Origin of the sequence: Actibacterium sp. 188UL27-1, from assembly GCF_016901225.1 — a bacterium.
GTDB lineage: Bacteria > Pseudomonadota > Alphaproteobacteria > Rhodobacterales > Rhodobacteraceae > 188UL27-1.
Genome location: NZ_JAFEUL010000001.1, coordinates 518,399 through 538,034, shown reverse-complemented (window position 1 = coordinate 538,034; position 19,636 = coordinate 518,399). Strand labels below are relative to the sequence as shown.

Annotated in this window: 16 protein-coding genes; 11 read left to right on the top strand and 5 right to left on the bottom strand. The window is 60.2% G+C overall.

From position 1 onward, the window contains the following. Positions 1 to 89 precede the first annotated feature (89 nt). The gene (locus IU397_RS02740; RefSeq protein WP_204410383.1) at positions 90 to 1,193 is read right to left on the bottom strand and encodes a beta-ketoacyl-ACP synthase III; all 1,104 of its coding nucleotides are present in this window, start codon (positions 1,191 to 1,193) and stop codon (positions 90 to 92) included. 151 nt (positions 1,194 to 1,344) lie between these two features. Between IU397_RS02740 and IU397_RS02735 the strand changes: the two genes are divergently transcribed. Continuing rightward, positions 1,345 to 1,788 carry a BrnA antitoxin family protein gene (locus tag IU397_RS02735; protein ID WP_204410381.1) on the top strand — a complete coding sequence of 148 codons (444 nt, stop codon included), beginning with the start codon at positions 1,345 to 1,347 and terminating at the stop codon, positions 1,786 to 1,788. Between the two features lie 878 nt (positions 1,789 to 2,666). Here IU397_RS02735 and carB read toward each other — a convergent pair. The 4 genes from carB to irrA form a co-directional block, all read right to left on the bottom strand. Then, complete coding sequence (gene carB / locus IU397_RS02730; protein ID WP_204410378.1) at positions 2,667 to 6,023, bottom strand: carbamoyl-phosphate synthase large subunit; 3,357 nt, start codon at positions 6,021 to 6,023, stop codon at positions 2,667 to 2,669. Positions 6,024 to 6,142: 119 nt separating this feature from the next. Next, the gene (locus IU397_RS02725; protein ID WP_204410376.1) at positions 6,143 to 7,426 is read right to left on the bottom strand and encodes a glycosyltransferase family 87 protein; all 1,284 of its coding nucleotides are present in this window, start codon (positions 7,424 to 7,426) and stop codon (positions 6,143 to 6,145) included. 93 nt (positions 7,427 to 7,519) lie between these two features. Beyond that, the gene (locus IU397_RS02720; RefSeq protein ID WP_204410374.1) at positions 7,520 to 8,818 is read right to left on the bottom strand and encodes a glycosyltransferase family 87 protein; all 1,299 of its coding nucleotides are present in this window, start codon (positions 8,816 to 8,818) and stop codon (positions 7,520 to 7,522) included. Between the two features lie 325 nt (positions 8,819 to 9,143). Next, entirely contained in the window at positions 9,144 to 9,560 is a 417-nt protein-coding gene (irrA, locus tag IU397_RS02715) for an iron response transcriptional regulator IrrA (RefSeq protein ID WP_204410372.1), read from the bottom strand. A 177-nt stretch (positions 9,561 to 9,737) separates the two neighbouring features. On the opposite strand from irrA, the gene fabA reads away from it, so the two are divergent. The 10 genes from fabA to IU397_RS02665 all read left to right on the top strand — a co-directional run bounded on the left by fabA (position 9,738) and on the right by IU397_RS02665 (position 19,626). Further along, complete coding sequence (gene fabA / locus IU397_RS02710) at positions 9,738 to 10,250, top strand: bifunctional 3-hydroxydecanoyl-ACP dehydratase/trans-2-decenoyl-ACP isomerase (protein WP_204410370.1); 513 nt, start codon at positions 9,738 to 9,740, stop codon at positions 10,248 to 10,250. A 19-nt stretch (positions 10,251 to 10,269) separates the two neighbouring features. Further along, positions 10,270 to 11,499, top strand: a complete 1,230-nt coding sequence (gene fabB, locus IU397_RS02705; protein WP_204410369.1) for a beta-ketoacyl-ACP synthase I — start codon at positions 10,270 to 10,272, stop codon at positions 11,497 to 11,499. A gap of 6 nt (positions 11,500 to 11,505) precedes the next feature. Then, positions 11,506 to 12,294: an enoyl-ACP reductase gene (locus IU397_RS02700; protein ID WP_204410367.1), complete on the top strand. Its 789-nt coding sequence runs from the start codon at positions 11,506 to 11,508 to the stop codon at positions 12,292 to 12,294. Between the two features lie 276 nt (positions 12,295 to 12,570). Continuing rightward, complete coding sequence (locus IU397_RS02695) at positions 12,571 to 13,260, top strand: haloacid dehalogenase type II (RefSeq protein WP_204410365.1); 690 nt, start codon at positions 12,571 to 12,573, stop codon at positions 13,258 to 13,260. Beyond that, positions 13,257 to 14,081, top strand: coding sequence for an alpha/beta fold hydrolase (locus IU397_RS02690; RefSeq protein ID WP_204410362.1), 825 nt, complete (start codon positions 13,257 to 13,259; stop codon positions 14,079 to 14,081). Before IU397_RS02695 ends, IU397_RS02690 begins: the two co-directional genes overlap by 4 nt. Next, on the top strand, positions 14,078 to 15,049 hold the full coding sequence (locus IU397_RS02685; RefSeq protein WP_204410361.1) for a threonine/serine dehydratase: 972 nt from the start codon (positions 14,078 to 14,080) through the stop codon (positions 15,047 to 15,049). The genes IU397_RS02690 and IU397_RS02685 overlap by 4 nt, the downstream gene beginning before the upstream one ends. After that, entirely contained in the window at positions 15,049 to 16,251 is a 1,203-nt protein-coding gene (locus IU397_RS02680) for an endonuclease/exonuclease/phosphatase family protein (RefSeq protein WP_204410358.1), read from the top strand. Before IU397_RS02685 ends, IU397_RS02680 begins: the two co-directional genes overlap by 1 nt. 18 nt (positions 16,252 to 16,269) lie before the next feature. Next, entirely contained in the window at positions 16,270 to 17,058 is a 789-nt protein-coding gene (gene pcaD, locus IU397_RS02675) for a 3-oxoadipate enol-lactonase (RefSeq protein WP_204410356.1), read from the top strand. Beyond that, a complete protein-coding gene (locus IU397_RS02670; protein ID WP_204410354.1) occupies positions 17,058 to 18,380 on the top strand; it encodes an adenylosuccinate lyase family protein in 1,323 nt (440 codons plus the stop codon). Before pcaD ends, IU397_RS02670 begins: the two co-directional genes overlap by 1 nt. A gap of 34 nt (positions 18,381 to 18,414) precedes the next feature. Continuing rightward, entirely contained in the window at positions 18,415 to 19,626 is a 1,212-nt protein-coding gene (locus IU397_RS02665; protein ID WP_204410352.1) for a TCR/Tet family MFS transporter, read from the top strand. Positions 19,627 to 19,636: the final 10 nt, after the last annotated feature.

The following is a 19,636-nucleotide window of genomic DNA, read 5'->3' as shown; positions in this document are numbered from 1 at the left end:
GCAAAGGCTGTCCTAACCACTTTTAACCCAATGTAAACATTTCACGTCAGGTTCACGGCGGATCCCGGTTTCAAGCGATTGCGGAAGGGTTAACCGGCACGTTCCAGCAGGACCGAGCCCACCGAATAGCCCGCCCCAAACGAGCATATCAACCCAATCTCGCCAGGCATCAAGTCATTGGAATACTTGGAGAATGCGATGATCGATCCCGCTGAAGAGGTGTTGGCATAATCCTGCAGAATGTTCGGCTGTTCGTCGGGTTCAGGGGTGCGGCCCAGGACCTTTTTGCCGATGAAATCGTTCATGCTTTTGTTGGCCTGGTGGAGCCAAAGCCGTTTTAAATCAGTGGCTTGCAGGTTTTCATCCGCCATATGGTCGGCAATGTGCTGGCTGACCAGCGGCAAGACTTGTTTGAAGACCTTGCGACCCTCTTGCATGAACTGCATGTCGCGCCGATCTTCGATCTGGCCGAGCCGGGTACGGCGGAGAAAACCGTTATTGTTCCGAATGTTATTCGAAAATTCTGTGGCGCACCGGGTGGAGCGGATGGTGAAGTGCGGACCCTTGGCAGTCTCGCTCCGTTCCAGCACGACGGCAGTAGCGACATCGCCGAAGATGAAGTGGCAATCGCGATCACGCCACTCTAGGTGGGCAGAGCAGATCTCGGGGTTCACGACTAAGGCCTTGGAAATGCTGCCGGATTTGATCATGTCGGCTGCGGCCTGGATCCCAAACGTGGCGGAAGAGCAGGCGACGTTCATGTCGAAGGCGAAGCCGCCGCAGCCCATAAGCTGTTGAATTTCAATGGCAATTGCGGGATAGGCGCGTTCATGGTTCGAGGCCGCGCAGATGACAGCATCAATGTCAGCCGCTGCGATCCCCGCTTGGGCCAGTGCCTTTTCACAGGCATCGACGCCCATTTCGGCCATCTGGCTGGGGGCGTCATCGGGGCGCGCGGGCAGGATCGGGTGCATGATCTCGGGATCGAGAACGCCCGACTTATCAAGTACATAGCGGCTTTTGATGCCGGAAGCGTTGACGATGAACTCCGCCGAGGAGTGGGGCACCGGCGGCTCGGCGCCAGCGGCATTCTGATGGTCGGCATAGGCGTTGAAGGCCACGACAAGCTCTTCGTTTGAGATGCTTTGGGCGGGCGTAAAGACCCCGCTGCCGGTGATTGCGGCCTGGTACATGGTGCTCCTCCGTCGGTTGGGTTTGCCCGGCAGCGGGGCGCGCGTCAAGGTCGCACATTCCATACACAAGCCATGCATACGCGGCGCACGGTCTGGCGAGGGGCCGTTAACCAAGCTTTGGCAGGGTAGAGCCGACCACACAGAGGCCCCCATGACCAAGCAACTGACCAAGATGACCAAGTCCGAATGGCTTCATGCCAGCTTCGCCCTGGACGCGATGGAGATGATCCAGTTCGACATCCATGACTTCCTGTTCAAGCAGAAAGGCATGCCGCATGACTGGAACAACATCGCCCACGACATGGATAAGCGGGACGCCAGGCGCACCCGGATCATGGCGAGTTTCGACGCCGATATGGTGAAGTTCTTCAAGGCGCTGGGGCCGGGATATCAACACCGCATGAACCGGGTGCTGCGGGCGTTCATGCATGCGTCACTCGCCGGGCTGGTGGACGGCGCCGACGGCAACCGGTTCGTCACCCATCCCGAAGACGTTGAAGACCGCGCCAAATATCGCATCCGCGCCGAATGGGGCGACGAGATTTTGCGCGAGTTGGAGGATGGGGCGCAAGGGCGAGGTCGGGCGGCGGGGTGAACCCCGCCCTACTACTGGTGGAGGTGCGTGTAAGCACGCACCCTCCGTTTACAAAGCAATGATGTTTGGGGCGCACGAACGCTCCAACTCTACTTTTCTTTGCGCACCCCCTTAAAGGGGGTTTTCGATGAGGTCTTTTGATCCAAAAACTTGCCAGTTTTGGTATCTCTTTTGACCCAGTTTCCGTTCGGAGCCTGGGTTTGAGATCTTCCGCGAACCGCGCCTATACGCCGTCCATCGCCGGTTGGAGGGTTTGTTGCCATGCCGCAGCTACCTCGTATGACAATGGGGAATACAATTCCGACAGCCATCGGAATACGGACCGAATATGCTTTTAGCGTGCCGGACTGCATCCGAGCATCGCACATGCGATCCAAGTGGTTGCCGATTGGTGATATCAGGAAGCGTCGGACAAGTTCCGTTGTCGATATGGACCTCATGGTACCCATCTGATTGGGCGTTTCGATTTCGTATGTAGTTGGGCATTTGAATGCGCCTTTCGATAGTTTAGTCGAAGGCCGCTTGACTCATCTTCACCTAGTTGATTCACTAGTTTTACAGACTGATGCACCGCGACGACCTTCTGGTTTGCGGGGCTAAAATCTAACGCCGTTGAGGTTGCGCCCTCAGCGGCGTTTCTGATTCTAACCTGTCACAGGTATAGTCTTACACATGTAGGGGGTGTGTCAAAGAAAATGCAGACAGATATCCACAGATACCTGATTTAGCCATTTACAACTATGTGCATCATACATCTCGGACAAGTCAATTCAGAACTCACGGAAGCTACCAATATCTTGTGGATAAGAATCTACTCAACACAAAAGACGTAGAGATTTGGGTAATTGAGCGATTTGGCAAAGCAGTAGAAATGTCTGCTAGGCTTGCAACGCCCTGACCCCAACCTCGCCATCAACCCGTGCTTTGAGGGCCAGGGCGGCGGCGTGGGATGCGGCTAAGGTTGTGAAGTAGGGGATTTTGTCCATGAGGGCGACGTTGCGCATGGAGCGGCTGTCTTCGACGGCCTGGGCGCCCTCGGTCGTGTTCATGACCAGGGCGATCTCGCCATTTTTCATCACATCGACGATGTTGGGGCGGCCTTCATAGACCTTGTTGACGGTCTCGGCGGGCAGGCCGGCCGCGTGAACAAAGTCGGCGGTGCCGCGTGTGGCAACGATTTCGAAACCCAGGTCATGTAGGATCTGGGCAGTTTCGCGAAGTTGGTCGGTTTTGTCGGTTGGTTTGATGGAAAGGAAGACTTTGCCCTTATGGGGCAGGTCGCTGCCCGCGCCCATCTGTGCCTTGAGGAAGGCGCGGGGGAAGGTGCTGTCATAGCCCATGACCTCTCCGGTGGAGCGCATCTCTGGGCTGAGAAGCGTGTCGACGCCGGGGAAGCGGGCAAAGGGGAGGACGGCCTCTTTGACCGCGAAGCCATTGATCTGCGGATCGGGCAGCGTGAAGTCGGCGAGCTGGGCGCCGGCCATCAGGCGCGCGGCGATGGCGGCGATGGGCGCGCGGACGGCCTTGGCCACGAAGGGCACGGTGCGGGAGGCGCGGGGATTGACCTCGATCAGGTAGATCTGGTTGTCCTTGACTGCGAATTGGACGTTCATCAGGCCCACGACATTGAGGGCCTTGGCCAGCGTGATGGTCTGGGCGCGCAGTTCGGCCACGATGGCGGGCGGCAGGGAATAGGGCGGGAGCGAGCAGGCACTGTCGCCGGAATGGACGCCGGCCTCTTCGATATGTTGCATGATGCCCGCGACATGGGTGTGGGTGCCGTCGGAGAGCGCGTCGACATCAACCTCGACCGCGCCGGAAAGGTAGCTGTCGAGCAGGACGGGGCTGTCGCCGGAGACCTGGACCGCATCGGTGATGTAGCGGTCAAGCTGGGGGGCGTCGCGGACGATCTCCATCGCGCGGCCGCCCAGGACATAGGAGGGCCGGATGACCAGGGGGTAGCCGAGGGTTTCGGCAGCGGCGCGGGCTTCGTCATCGGTGGTGGCGATGGCGTTGGCAGGCTGTTTGAGGCCGTGGTCCTGGACCAGTTGCTGGAAGCGTTCGCGGTCTTCGGCCAGGTCGATCGCGTCGGGCGTGGTGCCGAGGATGGGAATGCCCTCTGCCTCCAAAGCGTTGGCGAGTTTGAGGGGGGTCTGGCCGCCGAACTGGACGATGACGCCGTGGAGCGTGCCGTTTTCCTGTTCGACGCGGAGGATCTCCATCACGTGCTCGAAGGTCAGCGGCTCGAAATAGAGGCGGTCGGACGTGTCGTAATCGGTCGACACGGTTTCGGGGTTGCAGTTGACCATGATGGTCTCATAGCCCGCATCGGTCAGGGCATAGCAGGCGTGGCAGCAGCAATAGTCGAACTCGATCCCCTGGCCGATGCGGTTGGGGCCACCACCCAGGATGACGACCTTTTTGGCGGCGGTGGGGCGGGCTTCACATTCGACATCGCCCATAACAGGGGTCTCGTAGGTCGAGTACATGTAGGGGGTCTGGGCCTCGAACTCGGCCGCGCAGGTGTCGATGCGCTTGAAGACGGCGGTGACGCCAAGATTGAGGCGGGCGCGGCGAACCTGGCCTTCGGTGCGACCTGTAAGGGTGGCGAGGCGGGCATCGGTGAAGCCCATCATCTTGAGGTCGCGCAGGGCACGTTCGGTGACAGGAAGGCCCGTTCTGCGGATCTGCGCCTCGGCGTCGATGATCTCGCGGATACGAGCGAGGAACCAGGGATCGAGGGATGTGGCAGCATGGATGTCATCGTCTGAGAGACCGTGGCGCATGGCCTGGGCGATGACACGGATCCGGTCGGGTGTTTGCTGGCTCAGCGCCTTGGTGATGGCGGTATGGGCTACGGGATCGAGCGCTTCGCCTATCCCTCGCTGCGGCCTTTCACCCTCCAAGGGTTGCCGGGGCGCGCCGGAGCCCCCTCCCCCTGCGAGGGGGAGGGTTGGGGAGGGGGTTGGTATGCTAGCATCGGAAGCGACCCCCGGAATGGTGATCTCATCAAGACCGGTGAGGCCGGTTTCCATGGAGGCGAGCGCCTTTTGCAGGCTCTCGTGAAAAGTTCGGCCGATGGACATGGCCTCGCCGACACTTTTCATGGCGGTGGACAGGACAGGTTCGGCGCCCGGAAATTTCTCGAACGCGAAGCGGGGGATCTTGGTGACGACGTAATCGATGCTGGGCTCGAAACTGGCGGGGGTGACGCCGGTAATGTCGTTGTCCAACTCATCCAGGGTGTAGCCGACGGCGAGCTTGGCCGCGATCTTCGCGATGGGAAACCCGGTAGCCTTTGAGGCCAGGGCAGATGATCGCGATACGCGAGGGTTCATCTCGATCACGACCATGCGGCCATCGGCAGGGTTCACGGCCCATTGGACGTTGCTGCCGCCGGTCTCTACTCCGATCTCCCGCAGGACAGCGATGGAAGCGTTGCGCATGATCTGGTATTCTTTGTCCGTGAGCGTCAGCGCCGGGGCCACAGTGATGCTATCACCGGTATGGACGCCCATGGGATCGACGTTTTCGATGGCACAGACGATGATGGCGTTGTCAGCGGTGTCGCGCACAACCTCCATCTCGAACTCTTTCCAACCCAACAACGACTCGTCGATCAGGATCTGGGTAACGGGTGAGGCATCAAGGCCCGTGCGGCAGTAATATTCGTAATCTTCGCGGTTATAAGCCACACCACCGCCCGTGCCCCCGAGCGTAAAGGCGGGGCGGATAATGGCAGGCAGACCGATATCTTCGAGCGCCGCCATGCAGTCATCCATCGTCGTGGCGATGGTGGCGCGGGGGTTTTCGAGGCCGATCCTGTCCATCGCCTCGCGGAAAAGCTTTCGGTCTTCGGCCATTTCGATAGCGGCGCGTTTGGCGCCGATCATCTCGACCCCGAATTTCTCCAACACGCCCATTTCTTCGAGCGCCAGGGAGGTGTTGAGCCCGGTCTGGCCGCCCATCGTGGGCAAAAGCGCATCGGGGCGCTCGCGTTCAATGATCTTGGCGACCATGTCGGGAGTGATGGGTTCGATATAGGTCGCATCGGCCATATCGGGGTCTGTCATGATCGTGGCGGGGTTGGAGTTGACCAGGATCACCCGGTAGCCTTCTTCCCGCAGGGCCTTGCAGGCCTGGGCGCCTGAATAGTCGAACTCGCAAGCCTGACCGATTACGATGGGCCCTGCACCGATGATCATGATGGAGGAGATGTCGGTGCGTTTGGGCATTGTCGGGCTTCCCTGTCACGGCAAATTGTCCGCGTTATAGGGAAGCGCAGACCGGGCGCAAGGTGCCGCTGGCGCATAATTGTCCCGGCCTCTCTCCCGTCGGTCAGATCAACGCATCGTCAGGCGGGACTGGATCCGCGTGGTATGGACTGGACGGACATACGGCTAAGCAACACGCTGCTGATCAGAAGGGCCACGAACACGGCGACCAACCAAATCGTGCCAACCAAGCCCATGGACAAGGCCAGCCCGCGGTCGATCACGACGAAGTCGAAGAGCGCGAAAGAGAAAACAACGAATGTTGCCAGGATAATCACAGCTGCCATGTAACGATGTGCGACGGTGACGATGCCGGGCAACAATATTAAGGGCACCAGCAAATAGTGGAACCAGCCCAATGGCCCGCAAAGCGCGATCAGCAAGGAAACCCCAAAAAGGCGTGGCCAGAGTGGATCGGGGAGATGTCGTGTCGTCAAGAACAGCGGCACAAGGCAGATCAGAAATACCAGATAGGCGACTGCGCGGGTCCATTGCACGGCATCCGTCACGACAAAGCGTTGTGCCATAACGGCTTCCTCATTCAGGGCTCCACCTGTCTGGGTCAACTGGGTGAGCAAACCGGACAGTCCCAGATTGACGTCACCGATCACCAGCTTGGCGTTGAGGCGGGCAATTTGATCCAGAAGCGCGATATGCAGGTCTATGCCCGCCAACAGAAGGCTGAGGACTGCGATACCGGCGGATGTGGCCCCTGAGATCCAGGCGGCTTTCCATTTCCGTTCCGCTGCGAGGACGAGAATGAACAGGATCGGCACGACCTTGATCGCCGCTGCCAGGCCCAAGGCCACACCCGCCGATACGTGGGCGCCAGCCCGGGCCCGTTCGAAGGCCAGGATGATTAGGAACGCGACTGTGATTTGGAGTTGGTTCAGATCGACAGCGAAAAGAACCGGAAACGTGGACACGATCAAAAAGCAGGAGATCGCGGTCCATGCCCATATTGGAAACTGCGATGGGTGGGCGAGGCGATAAGCGAGGGGAATGGCCGCGAAAACCAACGCGGTTTGGATGACGAGAAACGCGTTGAAAAAGGCGTAAGGAGATAGGTGCAAGGCCAACGAGCTGGCCAAATACGCCCAAATCGGCGGGTAGAGATAGGGAACGACCGCTTCCCTGATGCCCTGTTCCTTTAGCATCGCAGTCAGGGCCGGTGAGGGAATGTGACCGAAAAAGTCGGTACTGGCCTGATAGATTTCACCGTGAAGACCCAGGCCGTAAAAGCGTGCGGCATAGTAGAGCGCGCTCAGATCGAGTGACCACGTTCCCCAAAACACCAGCAGCAAATAGGCGCCGGCCACACAAAGCATAACGGCACTGAATGCGCGGTTTCGAAAAGGTGTCATCCGTTTCGCCCCGTACCAAAAGCCAAACTAAACGGGCTCAAGCGTTCGGGTAGTTTCTATAGGGCTTTCGCATGACTTGGAACCGGCGAGGCCCTAGGCGCGCAGAGATTTCAGGGGGCTTGAATGTTGGAGGGAGAGATGGGTTTTCACCTGTACCGCAAAGACCACGGCAAGCAGGGTGATTGTACCGGTTCCAATGAGCTGAACATCCAATTGACCGAAACCGAGCCATCCGTAAAGAAGCAGGGCTGGAAAGCCCAGGACAGAAATGAAGGTCACGATCACGGAATAGCCATCGCGGCGCCCCATCAGGCTGACCAATCCAGTCAGCAACACAACCACAGGCATGTAATGGTAGACCCAGCCAAGCGGAGCTGTCAGTGCCATGGTGATGAGCAACAGCGGCCAGAGCGCACGATCCCGGAGATCCGCATCGGCCTTTGCAAAAAGTGGAAAGGCCACGGCGATCACGGCAATCGGGGCTAATTTAGTGATGATGATCCAGGTTTGCGGTTTGGCCAGCATGTACCAACCGGCCATTTCCCGGTCGACATGGGCCATTGGCAGGTAGACCATCTGATCGCGAAAAAAGATCTGGCCAATGGTGCCGTTCAGGTTCCAATTGATACTGTTGATGATCGTGCTGCCGGACACCTTTGAGATCTGCTCAAAGAACAATTGATGCATTGGCCATCCTGTGGTGAGCAGCGAGGACATGCCCAATGCCCCCCCAATCACGACAAAGGACGCAAAGGCGCGTCGCTGTCCCGTGGCCAGCCAGACGATGGCCAGCAAGGCCGGGTAAATCTTGATGGAGGCGGCCAGCGCCATGGCCGCGCCGGCAACCAGGCCAGAACCGTTGCGTGCGCGTTCTATGGCCAAGATGATCAGGAAGCTGACAATGATTTGTGGCTGGTTTTCATATATGGCGAAGCCACCAATCGTGGTGAAGAACAAGAGCACCAGACAGATCAGAACATGAACCACCGGACGCACGGCCGTGCCGACCAGACGCCCTGACAAAAGCACCATTCCGGCAATGAACGCCAAGTTGAATGCTGTCGCGATCGGTTCGATGGTGAAGAACGAGATATGTTGGAGGTGGCTGGCCAGCCATGCCCAGAGCGGCGGGTAGATGAAGGGGAACAGGGGATCATGATAATCGAATGTCTGCTGCATCAAGCTGTACCAGCTGTCATGGGCATACATCGTGAAAACCGGTTCCTGGGTCATATAGATTTGGTCGATCCGACCCTCTGCCAGGAAGTGGCCTGCCAGCCATGTTGCCAGCAGATCCGAAGAACGCGCACCATCGAACAATAGAAAAATGGCGTAAAAGACGAAACATGTTAAAATGATCGCGAGCTGCCATTGTCGCCGGACGTCATACATATCAGCACCAAAATCCCCTACTGACGCGGTATTGATACCAATTGAGCGGCGCAAATGAGGCGCACTTTTGTCAGCCGCAAGAAAACCACAAAAAAATCCCATCCAACTGTTTAATCGGATCTTAGTGGCCCCTACGTCACTTTTATTGGAACCAAGTTGCCCAGATTCGGGTTTATTTTATAACGGAGGATATGATCATGTTTGCACGATCACTGATTTTGGCTTCGGTCATGATTGGCATGAGCCTTGGTGTGTTGATCACCTGACGGACTGACATAATGAACTGAATAAGGCGGCGGCGCCCTGTCCAGGTGGCCGCCGTTTTCTATGTCCGGCGCAGGCGGATGACGACATCGACCTTGCTGATCTCGGTCCCTTCGGGCGCATCGGGCAAGCCGCAGATCTCAAGCTGGTCGGCGGGCGCATCCGTCAGCTTGGCATCGTCTTCCCAGAAGAAATGCGGGTGATCGTCCATGCGCGTGTCGAAATAACTTTTGGAGCCATCGACCGTAACCTCCTGCACCAAGCCAGCGTCGCAGAACGCGCGAAGGGTATTATATACGGTAGCAAGGGCCACCTTCTCTCCGGCGTCGCGGGAGGCATCGAACAGGCTTTCGGCAGTGACATGGCGATCTTTGCCGTCACCGACCAGAAGGGTGGCCAGCGACAGACGCTGCCGGGTGGGCCGCAGCCCGCCTTTTGCCAACCATTTCGATCCACGCTCTACCGCCTGGGAGGTCATCCTGGGTATCCGTTCATTTGCTCGCCTCTTTGGTATAAAGGGTTGGTCCCTTAACTTTCAAATAAAAACGCGGACTTCCCGCCGCGTCCCACGGGATAGCGGCGCTATTGCGCCTCCTTTCCGCAGGGTGCTAGAGGAGTGTTGCAATGATGAAATGAATATGGGGGCAGCGCGGATATGGCCGGTTTTCCGACGCACTTTGATAAGGAGGCGCTGTTGAAATGCGCCCGCGGAGAGCTTTTTGGCCTCGGCAACGCGCAACTGCCCGAACCGCCGATGCTGATGATGGACCGCATCACAGAGGTGTCTGCAGATGGCGGTGCCCACGGAAAAGGGCACATCGTCGCGGAATTCGATATCACACCCGATCTGTGGTTCTTTAAGTGCCACTTTCCCAACAATCCGATCATGCCGGGCTGTCTGGGCCTGGATGGGCTATGGCAGCTGACCGGCTTCAATCTGGGCTGGCGCGGCTGGGAAGGTCTGGGCATGGCCCTGGGCGTGGGCGAGGTCAAGCTAAAGGGGATGGTCACCCCCGCCCGCAAGATGCTGACATATGTCGTCGATTTCACCCGGGTCATCGACCGCAAACTCAAGATGGGCGTCGCCGATGGTCGGGTCGAGGCCGATGGCGATCTTATCTATGCCGTCAAGGACATGAAGGTGGGCCTTTCGGTCGCCGATGCCTGATCCAATCAAGGAAACTGCCATGCGCCGTGTCGTTGTTACAGGTATGGGGATCATCTCCCCGGTCGGCAACAATCGGGCCGAGGTTGAGGCGTCGCTGAAAGCCGGAACATCCGGCATTGAGCTGAACCCCGACCAGGCGGATCGCAACTTTCGCAGCCATGTTGCCGGGACGCTAAAGATCGATCCGGCAGCGCATATCGACAAGCGGACCTTGCGGTTCATGGGGCCGGGCGCGGCCTATGCCTATATCGCGATGGAGCAGGCCATTGCTGATGCGGGCCTGAGCGCAGAAGAGGTCAGTCACCCCCGCACCGGTCTGATTGCGGGGTCCGGCGGGCCCTCGACGCTCAGCCTGTTCCAGGCCCATCAAGTGGTTGAGAAAAACAACAACCCTAAACGGATCGGCCCCTTTGTGGTGCCCAAAGGGATGTCGTCGACCGTCAGTGCCAATCTGGCGACAGCCTACAAGATCAAGGGGATCAACTATTCGATCACCAGCGCCTGTTCCACATCTCTCCATTGCATCGGATCGGCCAGTGAGCAGATCCAGTTCGGCAAGCAGGATGTGATGTTTGCCGGCGGCGGTGAGGAGTTGGATTGGACCCTTTCGTGCCTGTTTGATGCGATGGGTGCCATGTCGAGCAAGTTCAACGATACGCCAGCCCGCGCTTCCCGCGCCTTTGATGCGGATCGCGACGGATTTGTGATTGCAGGCGGCGGCGGCATCGTGGTGCTTGAGGAGTTGGAGCGCGCAAAGGCCCGCGGGGCCAAGATCTATGCCGAGGTTACCGGCTTTGGCGCAACCTCGGACGGGGCCGACATGGTCGCTCCGTCTGGTGAAGGCGGCGAACGGGCCATGCGGCTGGCACTGGAGACACTGCCAGAGGATCGCAAGATCAGTTACATCAATGCCCATGGCACCTCCACGCCTGTCGGCGATGTGGGCGAAGTCGAGGCCGTGCGCCGGGTCTTTGGCCAAGGCGGCACGCCACCCATCAGTTCCACCAAATCGATGACGGGCCACAGCCAGGGGGCGGCGGGCGCGCAGGAGGCGATCTACTGCCTGATCATGCTGGACAGCGATTTCATCGCACCCTCGATCAATGTGGAAACGCTGGATCCAGCATTAGACCCGGCCGAGATCGCCACCGAAATGGTCCCGAATGCCAGACTTGATACCGTTATGACAAACAGTTTTGGGTTCGGTGGCACGAATGGATCGATGCTGCTGAGCAAGTTTGATGGGTGAGCGCATATGGGAGATCTGATGCAAGGCCGCAAAGGTCTGATCATGGGGGTCGCGAATGAACGCTCGATCGCCTGGGGGATCGCCAAGGCGCTGGCAGCAGAGGGCGCGGAACTGGCCTTCAGCTATCAAGGTGAAGCGTTCGGCAAGCGCGTCGCGCCGCTGGCCGAACGCCTGGGATCGAGCCTGCTGCTTGATGTCGATGTGACGGATGATGCCTCGCTGGATGCCGCATTCACGATGCTCGGCTCCAGTTGGGGGCAGATGGATTTTCTGGTCCATGCCATCGCCTATTCTGACAAGAACGAGCTGACAGGTCGGTTCATCAATACGACGCGGGACAACTTCAAAAATTCCCTATCGATCTCCTGCTATTCCCTGATCGACTGCGCCCGCCGTGCAGCCCCAATGATGAAAGCAGGCGGGACGATCCTGACGCTGACCTATCAAGGCAGCAACCGCGTGACGCCCTATTACAATGTGATGGGTGTGGCCAAGGCCGCGCTCGAATCCACGGTGCGCTACCTGGCCAACGATCTGGGGCCTGAAGGCATCCGCGTGAACGCGATCAGCCCGGGCCCGATGAAAACGCTCGCTGGAGCGGCCATTGGTGGGGCGCGCAAAACCTTTCGCCTGACAGAAGCCAATGCGCCCTTGCGGGCCAATGCCACGCTTGATGCCGTTGGCGGTACAGCGCTTTACCTGGCCAGCGACCATGGTGCCTGCACCAGCGGCGAGATCATCCACGTCGATGGCGGCTACCATGTCCTCGGCATGCCGCAACCCGAAAACCTGTAAAAAGCCTCTGCTTTGGTGAACCAGAGATGAACACAACACTCCCATTGGGCCCCCCCTTGGAACCACTCCGATATGCGGATAATGCCGCCGCACGGGCAGCGCCAGTGCCACCGCTGTCGTGGTCTGACGATCTTGGCACAGCCAAGGCCGGTCGGACACGCGGCAGACAGCGGTCAGCTTCGCTTGCCAACGGTTGAACGGGGCGTCACCCGCCTTTCCCCCTTTCCTTCACCCACGCGGGGTGCAATCCTGACGCAGGGGTAAAGGAGGGATCGAATGGGGCGGATCACGACCTGCGTTTTTGATGCCTATGGCACCTTGTTCGACGTGTCCGCTGCCGCGCGGGAAGCGGCGTGCGAGCCTGGGCGCGCTGCATTTGCGGATAAATGGACCCAGTTGGCCGAAATCTGGCGTTTGAAACAGTTGCAATATACCTGGTTGCGCGCCGTGACAGGCCATCATACCGATTTCTGGAAGGTCACGCAGGACGGCCTCGATTTCGCGATGGAAGCCGTTGGTCTGGATGACCCTGAACTGCGCGAGCGGTTGCTGGCACTTTATTGGCAGCTGAGCGCCTATCCGGAAGTTCCCGACATGCTGGCTGCCTTGAAGACCGGCGGCAAAACCACGGCGATCCTATCCAATGGCACGTCCGAAATGCTGGACGGGGCTGTCAGCTCTGCCGATCTGCAGGCGTTGCTGGACGATGTGCTCAGCGTACAGACCGTGGGTATCTTCAAACCATCGTCCCGAGTCTATGATCTGGTCGGCCAGCGCTTTAGCTGCACCCCGGATCAGGTCCTGTTCGTATCGTCCAATGGCTGGGATGCCGCCGCGGCCACGGGATATGGTTTCGCGACCGCCTGGGTGAACCGCGCGGGCGATCCCGTCGATCGCCTGCCCTGGCGGCCCGCTCATATCCTGTCCGATCTGTCGGGCATTCCGGCTTTGGTGGAGGCGCTGTGATGGATCATTTTACCGCCTCTGACGGGACCCGCATCGCCTTCCGGGATGGTGGCGCGGGGCGCCCCTTGCTTTGCCTTTCCGGGCTGACGCGGACGGTCAAGGATTTCGACTACCTTGCCCCGCATTTGCCGGGCGTGCGGATGATCTGCATGGATTACCGGGGGCGCGGCGGGTCGGAATGGTCAGGTGCCGACACCTACAAAGTCCCGATCGAGGCGCGCGATGCCATCGAACTGCTCGACCATCTGGAGCTGGACCAAGTGCCCGTTCTGGGCACGTCGCGTGGCGGCATCATCGGGATGTTGCTGGCCGCCATGGCCAAGGATCGGCTGGCTGGGCTTTGCCTGAACGATGTGGGACCGGAAATTGACCCAAAGGGATTGGCAGAGATCGACCTTTATCTGGGACGCAACCCGCAAGCCCGCACCCATGAAGAGGCCGCGCAGGCGATGGCGCGCAACTTGACGGATTTTCGCAATGTACCCCACAGCCGGTGGCTGCAGGAGGCGCAGATCCATTTCGTGGGCACTGGTGAAAGCCTGGAGATCACCTACGACCCGACCCTGCGCAATGCATTTCTGGAGGATTACAATGCGCCTGCTGCCGATCTGTGGCCCCTGTTTGATGCGCTAGACGGGCTGCCAGTGGCGCTTTTGCGGGCCGAGAACTCGAACCTGCTGACACCCGCGACGACGGATGAGATGCGCCGCCGCAGGCCAGATCTGATCCATGCCGAGATACCGGATCGCGGGCATATCCCGTTCCTGGATGAACCGGCCTCATTGGCTGTGATCCACGCCTTTCTTGAGGCAACCGCATGAATATCGAGATGATCCGGGCGGCCGAAACGCGGCTGTCAGGCCACGCGGTGCGCACGCCTTTGCTGTCAAATCCGGCGCTGGACGGCGTGGCCGGACGGCGGGTGCTGGTCAAGGCAGAGGCGTTGCAACATACCGGCAGCTTCAAGTTTCGCGGCGCCTGGTCCGCGATCTCGGCCTTGCCCGCGGATACGCCTGGGGTCATCGCCTTTTCCTCTGGCAACCATGCGCAAGGCATCGCCCGCGCCGCTCGCGCCCATGACCTTCCCGCTTTGATCGTGATGCCCGAAGATGCGCCCAAAGCCAAACTGGACGGCACCCGCGCCTTAGGGGCCGAGGTCGTCACTTTTGACCGGGCCAGCCATGATCGCGACGAGATCGGCGCGGAGTTGTCCGCCGAACGCGGCCTGACGCTGATCAAGCCCTTTGACGAACCCCAAGTCATTGCCGGTCAAGGCACCACCGGCCTTGAGATTGCAGCCCAGGCCGCCGAGGCTGGTGTGACCGAAGGCGACGTGCTGGTCTGCTGCGGGGGTGGCGGTCTGACCGCTGGCATAGCGCGCGCACTGGAGGCCGAGGCCCCTGCCCTGCGCGCCCGCCCTGTCGAACCTGTCGGGTTCGACGACGTGGCGCGCTCGCTACGATCGGGCGGGATTGAGCGGAACAACCGAGTCTCCGGTTCGATCTGCGACGCGATCATCACGCCCAGCCCGGGCCAGATCACCTTTCCCATCATGCAGCACCTCTGCGGCCCTGGCATTGTGATCCCCGAAGAGGACTGCCTGCGCGCCATGGCGCTGGCCTTTGCTCATTTGAAGCTGGTGTTGGAGCCGGGCGGCGCCATCGCCCTGGCGGCGGCACTGTTTCACCCAGATGCGATCGATGGCGATGCGGTTATCGTCACGGCCTCTGGCGGCAATGTGGATGCCGCACTGTTCCAAACCGCGCTTACCCGATACGGACCCTCGTGATGACCGACCTTATGATTGCCAGTTTCAATGTTAAAAACCTCATCGGGGCGGATGAGGAATACTACCGCTTTGAACGCTACACGCCCGAGGAATATGCTTGGAAACAAGATTGGCTGGCGGACCAGATCTTGACGCTGAACGCCGATGTCATCGGCTTTCAGGAGATCTTTGACCCCAAAGCGCTGCAAGCCGTCATCAGGGAGGCGGATCTGCGCGGCACTGCCCTGAATGACACCGTGATCCCCGACCGGTCCAAACGCTATCACCGCAAGGCGATTTTCAAGCGGCTCGCCTATGGCAGCTATGCCAAGGCGGGTCTGGCTTTTGCCCCCAACACCAATGATGGCGGTCCAGGGGAGCGGCGCCCGGGCCTGGCGATTCTGTCGCGCGTAGGTTTCGTGGGCAAACCAGAGGTGATCCAGACACTGCCGACCCCCGCCGTGATCCCCTTTGATGAATTGGGCGGGGGTGACCCCGGTGCCGCGGGCTATTACAGGGTGACCCGGCTGTCGCGCCCCATCCTCAAGGTGCGGATCCCCCTGGGCGACCATGTGGTGACTGTCTTTAATTGTCATCTGAAGTCCAAGCTGGGGGAGTTTCCGCGTGACGAGGACCAACCCTTCCCGCCAGAAGCCAATCTGCTGGAGTATGACGCCACCGGGCGTGCCCTGGGCTCTGTCCGCGCGGCGTTGCGCCGGATGGCCGAAGCCTGGGTCTTGCGCCGCGCCATCGTGCGGGAGCTGGAGGCCGGGTATCCGGTGATCGTACTGGGCGATCTGAACGATAACGAGGCATCGGTCAGCACCGAGGTGATCGCGGGCGAGGCCCCGTTCAAGAACTATTCCTGGATGCGCCGCCATGGGGCCGAGCGCGCCAATGACCGTTACACCGACGAAGAGGCCACGCAGATCCGCGACAGTATTGAAAAGGTGCGCCTGCAATCCGCAGAACGGCTGTTCGTACGCAAGAGCCAGCGTGACATGGTCTATACCACGGCGTTTGGCGGCGTTTTCGAAAGTATCGACCAGATCCTGCTGAGCTGTCATTTCCACCCTGACAATCCAGAGGCGATTGCCTATCTGGAATATTTCAGCGTGTTGAACGACCATCTGACCGATGGCTCTCACGCGGAGGCGCCGTACAACAAGCTTGCTTCGGATCATGGGCAGATCATGGCGCATCTGAGGTTGCGCGATGGCTAAGTTCACGGGGATCTTGTGATGAAACTGGCCCAATTCGACGATATCGCGCTGCATTACCGCGAAGATGGCGACCCGGACGGTGCACCGCTTGTCTTTGCCAATTCGCTGGGCACCGATCTGCGCATCTGGGATCAGGTCGTGGCGCGGTTGCCCGGCGGCCTGCGGATCATCCGGTTTGACAAGCGTGGGCATGGCTTGTCGGATGTCCCGCCCGCACCCTATTCCATGGGCGCGTTGGTGGGCGATACCGAGCGGCTGTTGGATCTGTTGGCCGTAAAGGACTGCGTGCTGGTTGGCCTGTCGATTGGCGGGATGATCGCCCAGGGCCTGGCGGTGAAGCGGATGGATCTGATGCGCGGCATGGTCCTGTCGAATACCGGGGCCAAGATCGGCACGGCTGAAATTTGGGATCAGCGCGTGCAGGGCATCCGCGATGGCGGGATCGAAGGCCTGGCCGACGCGGTGATGGAACGGTGGTTTTCAGATGCTTTCCGGGCGACGCCAGACATGCGTTTGTGGCGCAACATGCTGACCTCGCAGGCGGACGAAGGTTATATCGGCTGTTCGCAGGCGATTTCCGGCACGGATTTCTACACGCCCACCTCTGGCTTGCGCTTGCCGACCCTGGGGATTGCGGGCAACGAGGATGGATCGACCCCGCCCGATATGGTGCGGGAAACGGCTGGGCTGGTGCCGGGGTCGCGGTTTGAACTGATCCGGGGGGCGGGGCATATACCATGCGTGGAAAAACCCGATGAATATGCCGCGCTGCTGACCGGGTTCCTGCGCGATATCGGCCATATCTGATGCCGGCCACGCCGTTTGACAGTGTTCTTTACGGCAAGCTGTTCGGTGACCCGGAAGTGGGCAAATTGTTCACCGATAGCGCCGAATTGCGCGCGATGCTCGTCGTCGAAGGGGCGCTGGCCAAGGCACAGGCGGGGCTTGGCATGATCCCGACCGAGGCCGCGCTGGCGATCCAGCGCGACTGCCTGGAAGTGACGCTGGACCCGGCCGCCTTGGCCGAGGCGACGGGCAGCAACGGCGTCAGCGTGCCCGCCATGGTCGCGCGGTTCCGGGCCGAGATGCTGAATGCCGAGGCCGCGCAATACGTCCATTGGGGCGCGACCTCGCAAGACATCCACGATACCGGGCTGGCCCTGCGGTTGCGCCAAGTGGTGGCTTTGTTGGAAGAACGGTTGCGCGACGCGGTCGCCCATCTGGCTGCGTTGGCCGAAACCTACCGCGCGCTGCCCCTTGCCGCGCGGACCTGGGGCATGGCGGCCACGCCCACCAGCTTTGGCGCGGTCGTGGCCAGTTGGGGGCTGCCGCTGGTCCGCCATGTCAAAACTTTACGCGCGTTAAAATCTCACCTGTTGGTCGTCAGCCTGTCCGGCGCAGCAGGCACCTTGGCCGCGATGGAACCCGACGGGACAGAGGTGCGCGCCGAACTGGCCCTGGCCTTGAACCTGACTGATCCCGGCAGCGGCCTGCACAGCACCCGCGACCATATCGCCGGCTTCGCAGCCTGGTGCGGGTCGGTTACAGGATCGCTCGCCAAGATGGGCGAAGATGTCCTGAGCCTGACCCGCGCCGGTGAGGCCGTATTGGCAGGGGGTGGGTCCTCCTCGACCATGCCGCAAAAGCAAAACCCGGTGCAGCCCTCCGCCATGGTCGCGTTGGCGCGGCAGAATGTGGGGCTCGTTGCGAATATCCAGGGCGCGTTGGCCCATCGCGACCAACGCGACGGCGCAGCCTGGATGGTCGAATGGCTAAGCCTGCCGCAGATCTGCATGGCAACCGGGCGGGCGTCGACCCTTGGGACGGAGATCGCGCAGAACCTGACGCCCGAACCTGAAACCATGCTGAAAGGCATCGATGACGGGCGCGGCCTGATCTATGCAGAGGCGCTGAGCTTTCATCTCGCCCGCACCATGCCCCGGCCCGAGGCGCAGGCGGCGGTCAAAGAGCTGTGTGTCGAGGCGCGCGCGCTGAACAGCTCACTGAAACCCATGGCGCAGAACCGGTGGCCAGATCGCGATTTTGGCGATTTGTTCACCCCGCAAGCCCAACTGGGTGATGCCCCGTCCGAGGCAGACAGGTTTGTAGACGCCGCCCATGCGCTCTGATAGGCCGAACTGACCGGTTCACTTTGGGCAGCCCATGAAACGCAACCTCCCGATCACTTTCATCATGATCACGCTGGTCATCGATGCCATGGGGATCGGGCTGATCCTGCCCGTCATGCCGGATCTGCTGCGCGAGGTGGATGGCGGTGACCTGGGCGATGCGGCGATCTGGGGCGGGATCCTGTCGACCATCTTTGCCGCAACACAGTTCCTGTGCGGGCCGACCCTGGGCAGCCTGTCCGACAGGTTCGGGCGCAGGCCCGTGCTGCTGATAAGCACCGGCGTGATGGCGGTGGATTATCTGGTGATGGCACTGGCGGGCTCCATCTGGGTGCTGCTGCTGGCGCGGATCGTGGGCGGTGTCACCTCTGCCACGCAATCGACCGCCACAGCGTTTATCGCCGATATCTCGGAACCGCACGAGAAAACGGCCCGCTTCGGTCTGGTCGGTGCAGCCTTTGGCCTGGGCTTTGTCCTTGGGCCGATCATCGGCGGATTGCTGGCGGAATACGGCACCCGCGCACCATTCTATGCCGCTGCCGCCCTTGCCGCAATGAACATGGTATTGGGCTATTTCGTGCTGCCCGAAACGGTGACCGACGCAATCCGCCGTCCGTTCCGATGGCGCCGTGCCAACCCATTTGGCGCGTTCTTGCATGTGGGCAAGATCGGCGGCACGACGCGTCTTTTGATCCTGTTCTTCCTTTATGAATTCGCGTTCATCGTCTATCCGGCGATCTGGGCCTACTTCACCAAAGAACAGTTCGGTTGGGACCCGCGCATGGTCGGCGTCTCGCTGGGATCCTTTGGCATCGCCATGGCCGTGGTCCAAGGCGGTCTGATCCGGGTCATCTTGAAGAAATTCGGGCAGGTGAACACGATCCTTTATGGATTTGTGTTCAACTTCTTTGCCTTCTTCGCCCTTGCCACGGTGGCCAACGGCACCCTGGCGCTGATCCTGACACCGCTGACGGCCTTGGGCGCGGTGGTGACCCCGGCGTTGCAATCCATGATCTCCGACAAGGCAGGCAAAGATGCACAAGGGGAGATGCAGGGTGTCGTCGCCTCCGTCCGGTCCATCGCGATGATCCTTTCGCCGCTGGTCATGACCTATATCTTTGCGCGCGCCACGGATCAGGACGGCACATTCTATCTGCCCGGCGCCCCTTTCCTGTTATCGATGACATTGATGGTCGTTTGCGGGACGATCTATGTCGCAGGTATGCGAGAACGCGCGCCCGCCTAGCCCCTACTCC

What these genes read in the sequence shown, in the direction of transcription:
- IU397_RS02740 (WP_204410383.1), bottom strand. Translation starts at nt 1,193, where the DNA reads ATGTACCAGGCCGCAATCACCGGCAGCGGGGTCTTTACGCCCGCCCAA.
- IU397_RS02735 (WP_204410381.1), top strand. Translation starts at nt 1,345, where the DNA reads ATGACCAAGCAACTGACCAAGATGACCAAGTCCGAATGGCTTCATGCC.
- carB (WP_204410378.1), bottom strand. Translation starts at nt 6,023, where the DNA reads ATGCCCAAACGCACCGACATCTCCTCCATCATGATCATCGGTGCAGGG.
- IU397_RS02725 (WP_204410376.1), bottom strand. Translation starts at nt 7,426, where the DNA reads ATGACACCTTTTCGAAACCGCGCATTCAGTGCCGTTATGCTTTGTGTG.
- IU397_RS02720 (WP_204410374.1), bottom strand. Translation starts at nt 8,818, where the DNA reads ATGTATGACGTCCGGCGACAATGGCAGCTCGCGATCATTTTAACATGT.
- irrA (WP_204410372.1), bottom strand. Translation starts at nt 9,560, where the DNA reads ATGACCTCCCAGGCGGTAGAGCGTGGATCGAAATGGTTGGCAAAAGGC.
- fabA (WP_204410370.1), top strand. Translation starts at nt 9,738, where the DNA reads ATGGCCGGTTTTCCGACGCACTTTGATAAGGAGGCGCTGTTGAAATGC.
- fabB (WP_204410369.1), top strand. Translation starts at nt 10,270, where the DNA reads ATGCGCCGTGTCGTTGTTACAGGTATGGGGATCATCTCCCCGGTCGGC.
- IU397_RS02700 (WP_204410367.1), top strand. Translation starts at nt 11,506, where the DNA reads ATGGGAGATCTGATGCAAGGCCGCAAAGGTCTGATCATGGGGGTCGCG.
- IU397_RS02695 (WP_204410365.1), top strand. Translation starts at nt 12,571, where the DNA reads ATGGGGCGGATCACGACCTGCGTTTTTGATGCCTATGGCACCTTGTTC.
- IU397_RS02685 (WP_204410361.1), top strand. Translation starts at nt 14,078, where the DNA reads ATGAATATCGAGATGATCCGGGCGGCCGAAACGCGGCTGTCAGGCCAC.
- IU397_RS02680 (WP_204410358.1), top strand. Translation starts at nt 15,049, where the DNA reads ATGACCGACCTTATGATTGCCAGTTTCAATGTTAAAAACCTCATCGGG.
- pcaD (WP_204410356.1), top strand. Translation starts at nt 16,270, where the DNA reads ATGAAACTGGCCCAATTCGACGATATCGCGCTGCATTACCGCGAAGAT.
- IU397_RS02670 (WP_204410354.1), top strand. Translation starts at nt 17,058, where the DNA reads ATGCCGGCCACGCCGTTTGACAGTGTTCTTTACGGCAAGCTGTTCGGT.
- IU397_RS02665 (WP_204410352.1), top strand. Translation starts at nt 18,415, where the DNA reads ATGAAACGCAACCTCCCGATCACTTTCATCATGATCACGCTGGTCATC.